This window comes from Pseudomonas syringae group sp. 243L2, from assembly GCF_032587875.1.
Classification (GTDB): domain Bacteria; phylum Pseudomonadota; class Gammaproteobacteria; order Pseudomonadales; family Pseudomonadaceae; genus Aquipseudomonas; species Aquipseudomonas amygdali.
In genome coordinates, this window is record NZ_JAWHPL010000014.1 from 29,629 (window position 1) to 43,577 (window position 13,949).

The 13,949-nt window shown below is 60.8% G+C and carries 10 protein-coding genes; 4 read left to right on the forward strand and 6 right to left on the reverse strand.

Annotated elements, in window-relative coordinates:
* The first annotated feature begins 103 nt into the window (after positions 1–103).
* Positions 104–973, forward strand: a complete 870-nt coding sequence (locus RYB66_RS07420; RefSeq protein ID WP_029240908.1) for an oxygenase MpaB family protein — start codon at positions 104–106, stop codon at positions 971–973.
* Positions 974–1,069: 96 nt separating this feature from the next.
* Positions 1,070–2,248, forward strand: a complete 1,179-nt coding sequence (locus RYB66_RS07425; protein ID WP_316894159.1) for an acetyl-CoA C-acetyltransferase — start codon at positions 1,070–1,072, stop codon at positions 2,246–2,248.
* Positions 2,249–2,266: 18 nt separating this feature from the next.
* Here RYB66_RS07425 and RYB66_RS07430 read toward each other — a convergent pair whose 3' ends face one another.
* Genes RYB66_RS07430 through ptsP form a run of 3 tightly spaced genes read right to left on the reverse strand, consistent with a single transcriptional unit; the run spans position 2,267 to position 7,830 of the window.
* Positions 2,267–4,009: a PTS fructose-like transporter subunit IIB gene (locus RYB66_RS07430; protein ID WP_016981148.1), complete on the reverse strand. Its 1,743-nt coding sequence runs from the start codon at positions 4,007–4,009 to the stop codon at positions 2,267–2,269.
* 12 nt (positions 4,010–4,021) lie between these two features.
* On the reverse strand, positions 4,022–4,963 hold the full coding sequence (pfkB, locus tag RYB66_RS07435; protein ID WP_005745508.1) for a 1-phosphofructokinase: 942 nt from the start codon (positions 4,961–4,963) through the stop codon (positions 4,022–4,024).
* A complete protein-coding gene (gene ptsP / locus RYB66_RS07440; protein WP_060407080.1) occupies positions 4,963–7,830 on the reverse strand; it encodes a phosphoenolpyruvate--protein phosphotransferase in 2,868 nt (955 codons plus the stop codon). Before ptsP ends, pfkB begins: the two co-directional genes overlap by 1 nt.
* Before the next feature lie 353 nt (positions 7,831–8,183).
* Between ptsP and cra the strand changes: the two genes are divergently transcribed.
* Together cra and RYB66_RS07450 are read left to right on the forward strand one after the other, a co-directional pair.
* On the forward strand, positions 8,184–9,179 hold the full coding sequence (cra, locus tag RYB66_RS07445) for a catabolite repressor/activator (RefSeq protein WP_004658635.1): 996 nt from the start codon (positions 8,184–8,186) through the stop codon (positions 9,177–9,179).
* Positions 9,176–9,976: a TatD family hydrolase gene (locus RYB66_RS07450; protein ID WP_316894162.1), complete on the forward strand. Its 801-nt coding sequence runs from the start codon at positions 9,176–9,178 to the stop codon at positions 9,974–9,976. The genes cra and RYB66_RS07450 overlap by 4 nt, the downstream gene beginning before the upstream one ends.
* A 34-nt stretch (positions 9,977–10,010) precedes the next feature.
* Here the strand turns inward: RYB66_RS07450 and ampE are convergent, their stop codons facing one another.
* The 3 genes from ampE to RYB66_RS07465 form a co-directional block, all read right to left on the reverse strand.
* Positions 10,011–10,847 (reverse strand): regulatory signaling modulator protein AmpE, encoded by an 837-nt coding sequence (gene ampE / locus RYB66_RS07455; protein WP_010196296.1) that lies wholly within the window; start codon positions 10,845–10,847, stop codon positions 10,011–10,013.
* 15 nt (positions 10,848–10,862) lie between these two features.
* Complete coding sequence (gene ampD, locus RYB66_RS07460) at positions 10,863–11,411, reverse strand: 1,6-anhydro-N-acetylmuramyl-L-alanine amidase AmpD (protein WP_004658638.1); 549 nt, start codon at positions 11,409–11,411, stop codon at positions 10,863–10,865.
* Positions 11,412–11,592: 181 nt separating this feature from the next.
* Complete coding sequence (locus RYB66_RS07465) at positions 11,593–13,845, reverse strand: DUF1631 domain-containing protein (protein ID WP_316894164.1); 2,253 nt, start codon at positions 13,843–13,845, stop codon at positions 11,593–11,595.
* Positions 13,846–13,949: the final 104 nt, after the last annotated feature.

Here is a 13,949-nt window from a genome sequence, read left to right on the forward strand (position 1 = left end):
GCACGATAGTCAGTTGGACTTGTGCATCACAGTGAGCGCTGCGCGCTTGGCATGAGAGCTTCAGTCAGTTTTATCCACGCCCTCCCCGATGCACGAGCACGACATGGAATTCATCCGCACCCGCATCGAAACCCAGGTCATCAGCCTTACCGGCCTGGCCCTGGGCCAGCTGGATCTGGAGAACCCCAAGGGCGACCCCGGTCTGTTTGGTCCTCAGGCAGTGTGCTGGAAGGTACACGGCGACTTCACCAGCATGCTGGTCGGCGGCATCAGCGCCTTGATGTTGCAGGCTTTGCACCCGCTGGCACTGGCGGGCATCTGGGACCACTCCAACTTTCGTCAGGACATGCTCGGCCGCCTGCGGCGCACCGGGCAGTTTCTGTCCGGCACTACCTACGGCTCCACGCGAGATGCCAACTGGCTGATCGACAAGGTGCGCAACATTCATCTCAATATCGTCGGCACCGCGCCCGATGGCCGGCCGTATGCCGCCAGCGATCCGGATTTGCTGACCTGGGTGCATGTGGCCGAAGTCAGCAGCTTTCTCGCAGCCCACTTGCGCTACCTCAACCCGGATATGTCGCTCGCCGATCAGGACGCGTACTACGCTGAAACAGCGCTGGTTGCCGAACGGCTCGGGGCTCGTAATGTTCCGCGCTCACGTCAGGCCATCGCTGATTATCTGGCAGACATTCGCGGGCAACTGGTATGTGACGAACGCAGTCACGAAGTGCTGCGCCTGCTGCTCGATGCCCCTGCGCCCAACTGGCTGGCCAAGCCTTTCGGTGTGTTGATGATGCGTGCCGGTATCGACTTGCTGCCGGACTGGGCCAGCGAAATACTCGACATTACCCAGGGTCCCGTGCAGCGCCGGATGATCCGCCTGGGCGTCAACAACACCGCGCCCATTTTGCGTTGGGCCGTACGGGACGGATCAGCGCAACGTGCCAGACGCCGCATGGACGTTACCTAAAGGTTTTCGGCAAAACGTGACCGAGCGGTTCACGGTTGGAACCTGCCTGCCTATCTGTGCCACCATGAGCTCTCAATAACAATGAGGATCAGCACCATGCAGGACGTCGTTATCGTCGCCGCCACCCGTACCGCCGTCGGCAGTTTTCAGGGTTCTCTGGCTGCCATTGCTGCTGTAGATCTTGGCGCTGCAGTCATTCGTCAACTGCTGGTGCAGACCGGCGTGGACGGCGCGCAAGTCGATGAAGTCATCATGGGCCAGGTGCTGACCGCCGGCGCAGGCCAGAACCCGGCGCGACAGGCCGCCATCAAGGCGGGCCTGCCCTTCTCGGTACCGGCCATGACCCTGAACAAAGTCTGCGGCTCGGGTCTCAAGGCACTGCACCTGGCGACCCAGGCGATTCGCTGCGGTGATGCCGAGGTCATCATTGCTGGCGGCCAGGAAAACATGAGCCTGTCCAACTACGTACTGCCGGGCGCACGCACCGGTTTGCGCATGGGCCACACCAGCATGGTCGACACCATGATCACTGATGGTCTGTGGGATGCGTTCAATGACTACCACATGGGCATCACCGCCGAGAACCTGGCGCAGCAGTACGACATCAGCCGTGAAGCCCAGGATCAGTTCGCTGCCCTGTCTCAGCAAAAAGCGATTGCGGCCATTGAAGGCGGGCGCTTTGTCGATGAGATCACCCCGATCCTGATCCCTCAGCGCAAGGGCGAGCCATTATCATTCGCCCTTGACGAACAGCCCCGCGCTGGCACCACGGCCGAAACACTCGGCAAACTCAAACCTGCGTTCAAGAAGGACGGCACCGTCACCGCTGGTAACGCGTCTTCGCTCAACGACGGTGCCGCCGCCGTGATGCTGATGAGTGCCGCCAAGGCCGAGCAACTGGGCTTGCCGGTGCTGGCGCGCATTGCCGCGTATGCCAACGCCGGTGTCGACCCGGCCATCATGGGCATCGGCCCGGTCAGTGCAACCCGGCGCTGTCTGGACAAGGCTGGCTGGACGCTGGACGAGCTGGACCTGATCGAAGCCAACGAAGCCTTTGCCGCACAGTCGCTGTCGGTCGGCAAGGAACTGGGGCTGGACCCGCAAAAGCTCAACGTCAATGGTGGCGCCATCGCCCTTGGCCACCCGATTGGCGCGTCAGGCTGCCGTGTGCTGGTGACGTTGCTGCACGAGATGATCAGGCGCGATGCCAAGAAGGGCCTGGCCACGCTGTGCATCGGCGGTGGCCAGGGGGTTGCCCTCGCGCTGGCACGCTGAGGGCGCTTACTATCTTAATCAGGCGCCTGCGGGCGCCACTTCCATGTCCACCGGCTCTGGACGCTTGATCAGCGCGTAGACCACGCCGGTCAGCACGCTACCGGCGATAATCGCCAGCAGATACAACAGCGCATGGTTGATGGCGTTGGGGATCAGCATCACAAACAGGCCGCCGTGTGGCGCCATCAGTTTGCAGCCGAAGTACATTGACAATGCACCGGTCAGCGCGCCACCCACGACACTGGCCGGAATCACCCGCAACGGATCCTTGGCGGCAAACGGAATGGCGCCTTCGGAAATAAAGCACAGCCCCAGCACGAACGCCGCCTTGCCTGCCTCTCGCTCGCTCTGGGCAAACTTGCGACGGGCCAGAATCGTGGCGATGCCCATACCGATGGGCGGCACCATACCGGCAGCCATTGCAGTGGCCATCGGCGCATAGCTCTGGGACGCCAGCAGACCGACCGAGAACGCATAGGACGCCTTGTTGATGGGCCCGCCAAGGTCGACGCACATCATTGCACCCAGCACCACGCCCAGCAGAATGGCGTTGGTGGTACCCATGCTGTCGAGGAAGTGTGTCAACGCTTCCAGCATGCCCGCAACCGGCTTGCCGACCACGTAGATCATCACCAGACCGGTGAACAGGCTCGACAGCAACGGGATGATCAAAATCGGCTTGAGCGCTTCGACGCTGGCTGGCAGGCGTGCATAGCGGTTGATCGCCGCAGCGCTGTAACCGGCCAGAAAACCGGCAATGATACCGCCAATGAAGCCGGCCCCCAGCGTACTCGCCAGCAGACCACCGATCATGCCAGGCGCAAGCCCCGGGCGATCAGCAATCGAATACGCGATGTAACCGGCCAGCAGTGGCACCATGAGTTTGAACGCAGCTTCCCCGCCGATCTGCATCAAGGCTGCCGCCAGCGTGCCTTGCTCTTTGAACGCGGTAATGCCGAACACAAACGACAGGGCGATCAACAGACCGCCTGCCACCACCATCGGCAGCATGAACGAAACACCGGTCAGCAGGTGCTTGTACACACCTGCCTTTTCTTGCCTGGCAGGTGATTGGGCAGCAGCCTCGTCAGACTCTACCTGACCTTCTGCCAAGGCTTTTTTCAATGTTGCTTCGGACTGCTTGAGCGCGATCCCGGTGCCACACCGGTAGATTTTCTTGCCTGCAAAACGATCAGTATTGACTTCGATATCTGCCGCCAGCAGCACCACGTCAGCCTCGGCAATGGCCTTGGCGCTGAGCGGGTTGCGCGCGCCGACCGAGCCCTGGGTTTCGACTTGAAGGTCGTAATTCAGACGCTTGGCTGCTTGCTGGATGGCTTCGGCGGCCATGAACGTGTGCGCAACCCCGGTCGGGCAGGCGGTGATCGCAACAATGCGCGGCTGCGCACCCGAGCTATCGGCTGCTTGAGGCGTGACCGCCTCAGACGCCGCATGCACCTGCGCTTCTCGCTCGGCGCGTTGCAGAAAACCGTCGACGTCCTGCAACGCATGGGCAGGCGAATCCTGAAAAAGACGTTTGCCGACAAAGCGGCTCAAATCCACAGGACCGGTATTGACCACCAGAACGAGGTCGGCGGCTTCGATGTCCTGAGCGGACAACTGCTGGTCCGATTTGTTGGGATCGATGATTTCGACGCTGGTTTCCCAGCCCTGGCGCAATGCCGCCGCTTCGAGCAATCGTGCGCTGAGTACGCTGCTGACCTTGCCGTTCGGGCAGGCCGTAACTATGGCTAACTTCATGACGATCCTCTCTTATTGTTCTGAAAGGCTGCGTACAGTGACGCCGCCTTCAAGCCGTTTGAGTTGCGCGGCATCGGTGATACCGAAACCGATCTGGGTCACTGCCATGGCGGCAATCGCTGTGGCAGTGCGCAAGGTCTTCTGCGGCTCTTGGCCGGTGATCAAGCCGTGCACCATGCCTGCCAGCAGCGAGTCACCCGCACCGACCGTGCTGGCCACCGTGACCTTGGGCGGCAGCGAGTGCAGCGCCACACTTGGACTGAACCAGTGCACGCCTTCAGAGCCCTGAGAGATCACTACATGCTCGATGCCCTGCGTGTGCAGGCGAGCAGCCACTTCGGCTTGCGCGGCGATGGAAATGATCGGTGCGTCGAGCGCATCGGCCAGTTCTTCGGTGTTGGGCTTGATCAGCCACGGCCCGGCGGTAAGACCGGCGCGCAGGGCCAGGCCGCTGCTGTCCAGCGCTACTTTCAGACCGAGGTCCTTGAGCATCACCAGCAGTTTGTGCAGCCACTCCGGCGTGACACCACGCGGCAGGCTGCCAGCAACGACCACAACATCGAAACCTGATGCGATCTGTTGCACACGGGCGAACAGCGCTTGCTGTGCCTCTTCACTGACCTGCGGGCCAGGGCCGTTGAGGTCGGTGATGCGGCCACTGCCTTCGGCCAGCTTGATATTGCTGCGGGTTTCTCCAGGCACACGGACGAACTCGTCAACAAAGTTGCGACGTTCGAACAACGCCTCGAACGCTTGCTGGTTGTCGACACCAAGAAAACCGGCAACGGTCAGGTCGTGACCCAGGTCAGCCAGCACCTGCGCCACATTCAGGCCTTTGCCCGCTGCGTGAGTGAGCATTGCATTGCTGCGGTTGACCTGGCCCAGCTCCAACTGGCCCAACTGCACAGTCAGGTCCAGCGCGGGGTTCATGGTCAGGGTAAGAATCTTAGCCATTACACAGCCTCCACAAGCGCGCGGACTTCGGCAGCGCTGCCCGCCGTCAGCGCATTTTGCGCCAGTTGTTGCGCGCTGCTCAGGGTCAGCTCACGCACGCACGCCTTGACCTCGCCAATGCTGCGCGCCGAGACACTCAATTCATCCACGCCCAGCCCGACCAGAATCGGCACCGCCAGCGGGTCGGCGGCCAGTTCGCCGCACACACCCACCCATTTGCCGTTGGCATGCGCAGCGCGCACGGTCATGTCGATCAGTTGCAGCACCGATGGGTGCAGGCCGTCAGCCTGAGCCGAAAGAGTCGGATGGCCGCGGTCGATGGCCATGGTGTATTGCGTCAGGTCATTGGTGCCGATGCTGAAGAAGTCCACTTCCTTCGCCAGCACCGGGGCGATCAGCGCAGCCGATGGCACTTCGATCATGATCCCCAGTTGCAGGTCGCTGACCGGAATCTCCTCGCGCAACCGCTCGGTCATTTCCCGCGCCTGACGCCACTCTTCAAGCGTGCCGATCATTGGGAACATGATGCGCAGCGGGCCGCTGTCTGCGGCGCGTAACAGGGCGCGCAACTGGCTTTCCATGACATCCGGGCGTTGCAGGGTCAGGCGGATACCGCGTACGCCAAGAAACGGGTTTTCTTCTTTGGCGATCGGCCAGTAAGGCAGTGGTTTGTCGCCACCCACGTCCAGCGTACGCACCACCAGCGGACGGCCACCCAGATCAGTCAGCACGCGACGGTATTCAGCTTCCTGCGTGGCTTCATCGGGGGCCTGAGAATGCGCCATGAACAGCAGCTCGGTGCGTAGCAGGCCAACGCCTTCCGCGCCCTGCTCCACAGCCGCTGGCGTCCCGGTGCTGTCGCCGATATTGGCGAAGACTTCGACGGCATGCCCATCACGCGTCACAGCAGGCTCCATACGCGCTGCCGCTGCGGCCTTGAGGCGCTCTTCGCGGGCATCACGGTCCTGAGCGGCGCGCTGCAAGGTTGCTTCGTCAGGTGCGACGGTCAGCCGCCCGCGCTGGCTGTCGAGCAGCAGCACGGTGCCTGGCTTGAGCAGCAACACCTCGTCACCGGCACCGACCAGTGCGGGAATGCCCAACGCACGCGCCACGATGGCACTGTGCGCGGTCGCGCCGCCACGGGCGGTGAGGATGCCAGCGACCTGCGCCGGGTCCAGACGGGCTACGTCGGATGGGCCGACTTCGTCCATCACCAGAATGTAAGGTTCGTCCGGGGCCGCAACGGTTTCGACGCCGCAGATCTGCGCCAGCACGCGACGCCCCACATCACGCAGGTCGGCGGCACGCTCGGCCAGCAGTGCGTCCTGCAGTTGTTCCTGCTGAACGGCAGCGGTCTCGATGACCGTGGCCCAGGCCGCGGCCGCACTTTCGTCGTTGTTGAGGCGCGCCTCGACTTCGTTGGTCAGTTCCGGGTCTTCGAGCATCTCCTGGTGGGTGATGAAGATTTCCCGGATGGCCTTGGACTTGCTGCGCTGAATGAGGTTTTCGATGTCGCTGCGGACTTCACCGATCGCCTTGTGCAGACGCTCGCGTTCGGCAGCCACAGACTCACCCTGCTGCGGATAATCAAAGCTTTGCAGCACCTGAACGTGGGCCGGGCCGATAGCAATGCCCGGCGAAGCAGGCACGGCCTGCAACACGCTGCCGGCAGCCGGGGCGTTGAGCGGCTTGGCTACAGCAGCAGGCGCTGGCGCAGCTTGAGCCTCTGAAGCAACGGGCAACGGTTCGACTTCTTCACCCAGGCCCTGCTCTACCGCGGCGATCAGGGCAGGCAACGCGTCGTTGGCAATCGTCGGTTCGGCAATGAACTCCAGCGTCTGACCACGGCGTGCGCCGAGGCTGAGCAGCTTGCTCAGGCTCTTGGCCGACACCGCAGATTCACCGCTTTCCAGCACGCGCATACGGATCTCGCCGTCAAACTCCTTGGCCAGTTGCGCCAGTATCTTCGCCGGACGGGCGTGCAGGCCGTGGGCGTTGGCCAGCTGGACGCGCTGGGTCGGCCACTCGGCAGGCACTTCGCCGCCCAGAGCTTCCAGCACAACGCGACTGTTGGTGGCGTGGCCCAACTCATGACCACGGCCTTCGATCAGCAACAGGCACAGACGCTCCAGCAGCGCCTGATGCGCCTCACCCAGACTGGCGAGACAGAACAGACCGGTCAGCGGCTGGCCCAAATAGCGGATAGGTTTGTCCGGCGTGACGAACGCCAGACCAGGACGTTTGACCGTTTGCTCGCTGTGCAGCCACCACAGGCCATCACCCAGCGACAACGCTTCAACCTGCTGCAGCACGGCAGCGAACCCGTTGCTCACGCAGTCGGCTTTGCGCAGCAGGCGTGCGCCGCGCCAGACCAGTTCTTCAAAATCGTCGGCCGATACGCCGAGGCTGATCATCTGTGCGTCGAGCGCCAGTTCCTGAGGTGCGCCCTGCAACAATTTGAGCAGGTCTTCCGGCGTCCTGGCTTCGCGCAGCGCCTGGCCCAGATCCTCTTCACCCAATGCGCGGGTCAGCAGTTGCAGCAGACGCAAGTGCTCATCGGACTTGGCCGCAATACCAATCGCCAGATAGACCATTTGCCCGTCGCCCCAGTCCACCCCTTCGGGGAACTGCATCAGACGCACACCGGTGGTAACCACCAGATCGCGGGTTTCGGGAGTGCCGTGCGGGATGGCGATGCCCTGACCGAGAAAGGTCGAGCCCTGCTGCTCACGGCTCATCAGCCCGGTGAGGTAGCCCTCGGCAACCAGTCCATCAGCGACCAGGTGGTCGGCAATCAGCTTAAGTGCGGCAGTTTTATCCACAGCCGACCGGGCCATGGATATTTGCTCCAGAGTGAGTTCGAGCATTGCCTTGACTCCTGTGCAGCGCCAAGGCGCCACCTGATTCTTGTTTTAATGACGATCACGTGATCGACAGCTTGGGGGATGCAAGTGATGCTTGTCCGGACATCGTATCGGACATCACTTTCATCTCGATTGCAGCAGACAACAGGCGTGCTGAATCGTTTAATCTACAATTGCCCGGCACGTTACTCGATTCTGGGGATTCATTGAAGCCCAGTCGGTCTGATCACTGTGGGACACTTCCCAAAATACTTGAAGCACATGGGAATTTCCTACGGTCTGGTGTAAAGATCATCGTCATAGCAAAAATAATTCGACTGTCCAGAGCCACTTACCTGACTAAAGGAAATTTCGGGGTGAAACTGAGCGATATCGCACGTCTGGCAGGTGTTTCTGTCACTACGGCCAGTTACGTGATCAATGGCAAGGCCGAACAACAACGCATCAGCCCGGCAACGGTCGAACGCGTCAAGGCAGTGGTCGAGCAGCACGACTTCCGACCCAACCCACAAGCGGCGGGCCTGCGCAGCCGTCATAGCAAAACGCTGGGCTTCATCCTGCCGGACCTGGAAAACCCCAGCTATGCGCGCATCGCCAAACTGCTTGAACAAGGCGCACGCAGTCTCGGCTATCAACTGCTGATTGCCAGCTCCGATGACGACCCTGTCAGCGAACTGCAGCTCTTGCAGCTTTTCCGTGCGCGACGTTGCGATGCACTGCTGGTCGCCAGTTGCTTGCCACCTGATGACGACAGCTACCGCGACTTGCAGCTCAAGGGCATGCCGATCATAGCCATCGACCGGGAAATGAATCCCGAATTTTTCTGCTCGGTAGTCAGCGACGACCATGACGCAAGCCTGCAACTGACCCGCAGCCTCTTGCAAACCCGACCGCGACACATCGCCCTGATCGGAGCACGCCCTGAGCTGAGCATCAGTCGCGCACGTGCCGCAGGCTTCGAACATGCACTCGACGGCTTTACCGGGGCCACCATCATCGAGCACGGCGAAGCGTTCAGCCGTCAGTGTGGCCAGCGTTTGATGACCGAGATGCTACAGCGTGAGGGGCATTTTCCCGATGCGCTGATCACCACGTCCTATGTGCTGCTGCAAGGCGTGTTCGATGTGCTGCAAAGTCAGGCACTGCAATCGACTCAATTGCATCTGGGCACCTTTGGCGATACACAACTGCTGGACTTCCTGCCGTTGCCCGTTAATGCCATGGCCCAGCAGCATCAGTTGATCGCCGACACGGCGCTGCGACTAGCCCTGGCCGCTATCGAGAAGGATACTTATCAGCCTGGTGTGCATGCCATTGCACGCGCCTTCAAGCAACGTATTCACGAGGTGTGAATGTGACGCTGATCGATACCCACACCCACCTGGACTTTGCGGATTTCGATGCCGACCGCGCCCAGGTCCTGGATAGCTGCCTGTCACTCGGCGTGCAGCGCATCGTGGTGCTTGGGGTGTATCAGCGCAACTGGCAGCGGCTGTGGGAGCTGACCGAAGCAAACCCTGCCCTGCACGCAGCTTTCGGGCTGCATCCGGTGTATATCGATGAGCACCGGACCGAACATCTGAACGAGCTGGCGGACTGGCTGACGCGTCTACAAGGACATCCGCAGCTGTGTGCAGTGGGCGAGATCGGTCTGGATTATTACGTCGAGCATCCGGATAAGCCACGTCAGCAGGAGCTCTTTGAAGCACAACTGCAATTGGCATCAGACTTCAAGCTGCCCGCCCTGCTGCATGTGCGCCGCAGTCACGCTGACGTAATTGCCGCCCTCAAACGCCACAAACTCAAACGCAGCGGCATCGTTCACGCCTTTGCAGGCAGTCGTGAAGAGGCGCGTGAATACATAAAGCTGGGTTTCAAGCTGGGCCTCGGCGGCGCAGCGACATGGCCCCAGGCGCTGCGCATGCATCGTGTCATCGCCGAGCTGCCGCTGGACAGCGTCGTGCTGGAAACCGACTCACCGGACATGGCACCTGCCATGTACCCCTACACGCGCAACAGCCCGCAGCACTTGCCTGACATTTGCCAAGCGCTCGCCGACCTGATGAAGATTCCCTCTGAGCGCCTGGCCCAGGCGAGCACCGAGAATGCCTACGAGCTGTTCGGCTGGCCTCGTACGGCCAGCGCATAAGTCAAAATCGTTGGGTCAAAACTGCCGAGCCGAATCAGCGCAACAGAGTCCACAACGCAAATCCTGCGTACCAGACAATTGCAGCACGAACCAGCAGCTCCCAGAGCATATCGAGACCGGTGACACCTTGCGGACCGATCACCGGCGGCGGCACCTCGCTGGCAGCGCAACCCACACGCGTAATCAGCTGTGCGGCGCTGATGTTCCAGTTGAGCAGTTCGTGCAACATCACGCGACTCACGGCTACAAAGTTGCCGACCAGCGCAAAGCTTGCGGCGAGCAGCCTGACCGGCACCCATTCAAAGGCGTGGCGCAGTTGCCCTGCCCGCTCTACCAGTGCAGGTGTCGTGCCCTGTTCAGCGGCAAGCGCCAACAGCCTGTAGGCCAATGCCGCTACCGGGCCGAGCACGAAATACCAGAAAATCACGGCGAAGAAACTCTGAAACGCCTGCCAGAGCATGTAGCCCTGCACGCCGTGCAGCAATTGCTCGCCGTTATCTGCCTGCACACCCATGTCGCGCCCGGCCACGTGCACCGCGGCCTGCGTATCACCACGCCTGCAGGCATCACGAAACGGCCCGAGTACAGCGATCAGGTCAACCCGACCCAGGCTGTAGATCAGCACCAGCAGGTGGATAGGCAGGACCAGCCAGCCGTAAGCCACCGAGCCAATGATGGTCAGCGCCAGTTGCAGCAGCAGGACAGGCACTAGAACCAGCAGCGCCAGCATGACCCAGGGACGTGTCGCCGTCCGCGGGCTGGCTTCGAGCCTGGCCAGTTCCTTCAGCCAGGGCCCGTCACGCTGAACGCGCTGACGCAGAGCCGAAAACTTCTCGACAAGAACGGCCAGCAGTAGCACCAGAAAACTCATTGTTCGTCCCTCACATCAATCCAGCAAAGCCGCTTGGAACCTGGCCCAGTCAAAAAAGGGGCCAGGGTCAGTCTTGCGTCCCGGCGCTATGTCACTGTGACCGCAGATGCGCTCGGGGGTGATTGCCACGAAAGCCCGACGCAATTGACGCGTCAGCTCGATCAGAGCGTCGTACTGCGCCTCGGTGAACGGCTGCTCGTCAGTTCCTTCCAGCTCAATGCCGACAGAGAAGTCATTACAGCCCTCACGCCCTTGAAAACTGGAAACCCCTGCGTGCCACGCGCGATCAAGACAGGAGACGAACTGAATGACCTCGCCATCACGTTCAATCAGAAAATGCGCTGAAACGCGCAGATCGGCAATCCCCACAAAGTAGGGATGCTCGGTGCTGTCGAGCTGGTTCTGAAAGAAAGCCTGCACTTTGCCGGTCTTGAATTGCGCAGGCGGCAGACTGATGTTGTGGATGACCAGCAGCGAGATTTCGCCCTCGGGTCGCGCATTGAAGTTGGGTGAAGGGCAATGCTGTACGCCATCGCACCAGCCGCTTGCGGAGTCCAGTTGCATGAGCGCTCCTTGAACGGGCGGATAAGTGGCGCTGATTATGCCCGCGACAGGAATGGATGTGGAGGTTTAGCCGTTGACCCGCGGTGTAGGAAACACGCTCTACACACCAGAGACGTGTGACGCAGATCGTCGAACTGCATGCCAACGCGGAGCGTCGGCAAGACGGTCAATTAGATAACGATCAGGCGCCCTTGAGCTTGCGCAGGTTGCTGATGACCGATTCCAGTGCCCGGTCGAACAGCAGCGCATCATCGAGAATCCGCACGGCACCGCGCCGAAACTCGATGGCAAGACCGGTACGGGTCTTTTCCAGGACCTTCATGCCGGTTCGGTTGACGAACACATAGCGCCCGGTCGGCTCGACAATCGCGGTCAGTTTGCAGCGCAGCTTGTGCTCTTCATCTTCCTGAATCTCGACCCAGCAACCGACGCGCAACTTGTCGACCATCTGCAGGCCGGCATCGTCGGCAGGCAGCTGCACAGTTGGCTCATTGAGCATCCGCTCTTCGGGTGTGACCAGAACGATTTCTTCAACAACGGCCATCATCGGCGGGCTTTCAACGAGCTGTGCGCCTGTCAACGACGTTTCACCACCTTGGGCATCACCGCCTTCCTGCAAGCGCGAGAAGTGCTGGAACGCCTGAACATGCAGCGATTCCAGCTGGCTGAAGAATTCACTGGTGGCAAACGGGTCGAACGCAGCGCTGGTCAGGCCATCGCGCAGGGACTTGAGCAGCCCGGGCACCAGATCAAGCAAGCGCTGCAGCGCCTGGGGGTCGTCATGTTGTTCGACGCTCCAGATCAGCTCATCCATGGTTGCCAGTCCGGCCTGCCATTCGCTGGACTCTTCGCCATGCTTGAGGCAGGTTAGCAGAAGCACCTTGCTCCAGGCCTCCTGCAACAGACGCACAACCACTTCCGGCAAGGTTCTGCCCAGCAGGCGCTGATTCAACTCATGCTGTACCTGCTGCCGTGCCAGTTCAGCACGCGCGCGCCCCTCTTCGGCATCACGGGTGCGCTGCTCAAGCAGCTCACTGCGACGACGTTCGTCACTGGTGAACGCCAGAAAATCCGCCAGCAATTCAGAGAAGATTGCCGGATCATCGACAAAGTCATTGAGCAGGCGCTGCACGATCTGCTCGACGCGTTGATAAAGCGAGTCGCGCTGATAGTCATCACGGCTGCCCCAACCCAGCGCGGCAGTGGCAATTTCGTTGAGCAGGCGGCGGGCCGGATGGCTGCCGCGGCTGAAAAAGCTTTTATCGAGCACAGCTACTTTAAGCATCGGAATCTGCAAGCGCCCGATCAGCGCACGCAACGAAGGCGTCAGGTTGCGATCATCAAGGATGAACTCGAAGAGCATGGCAATCAGGTTGATCACATCCTCGTCGCCGCCGCCGACAATCCTGGATTTGCCGGTTTTGACGTTGACTCGGGTCAGCAACTGTTCCAGCTGATTGCGCAGGTCAAAATCGTCTGCGGTGTCTTGAGAGGGGACGTACTGCTGCAGGTGAGAAAGCAGGCGCAGCAGGTCCCTGCTGGATATCGGCCGAACCTCGGCATTGGGCTCATGACGCGGAGCAAGGTTGCCGCGAACCTGCAGCAACAACTCCTGCAGGGCAGAGAAAACCTCCTGCACCCCCTTGTCGAGCTTGTCGGCGGCTTCATTCAGCGCAGGATCGGACATCTCGGAGACGCGATTCCTGGGAGCCGCCCGATCAGACGATCGACGGGCCGGCAGTGCTTTCATGTCCGGCAACACACCCGTGGCAATCAGCAGTTGATTGGCTTCACTGTAAAGGTGGTCAGTATTGGCCAGGACGTATTTCTCGAACAGCTTGAGAATGATCAGCTTGACCTTGATCTCGACGCCAAGGCTACGTCCTGCATCGAGGAAAAACCGGCACAGCATTGCCGGACCCAACGGGTTGGCATCCTCGGCGATGGTTTGCGGAATCAGAACATTCAGGCGTGCAGTGAGCTGGCCCAGCGCGAGGCTGTCACGGCTCATGACCTTGCTGACCATGGCATCCACCGCCACAGTCTTCTCGAGATCATCGTTATGCACCAGCGCCAGCTTATCGAACGACACGGCGGCGGGCAGCACGGGCTCATGAATCTGGTACTGGCCCAAAGCCAGAAAAGACTCATAAAACTTGTCGAGGAAGCCACGCTCGATACTTTTGCGCTTGAGGCGCAGGTCGCGCATGGCTTCAAAGAAGATGTTCTGATCAGTATTGCTGCGGGCGCGGTCAGCCATTTCGAACAGCGTATCGTCGGCGTTGTCGAACAGCGCCTGCAACGCATCCTTGAGCTGCTGGGCCGCCTTGTCGCGGACCTGCAACAACACAACAGGTAATCGGGCCAAAGGAGTACCGGCCCCCTGCGCGGGGAGCAGTTTGCTCAACGGCACTACTTTTTCGTCGTTCGGCATTACACCCCCTGACAGGAAACAACCTGAACCCCATCACAAACGTGGCTTGCTACCCTCGCACTGTGAAGCGACCCGCTTGGCCTTGCAAAACGTCAAAGTCATGA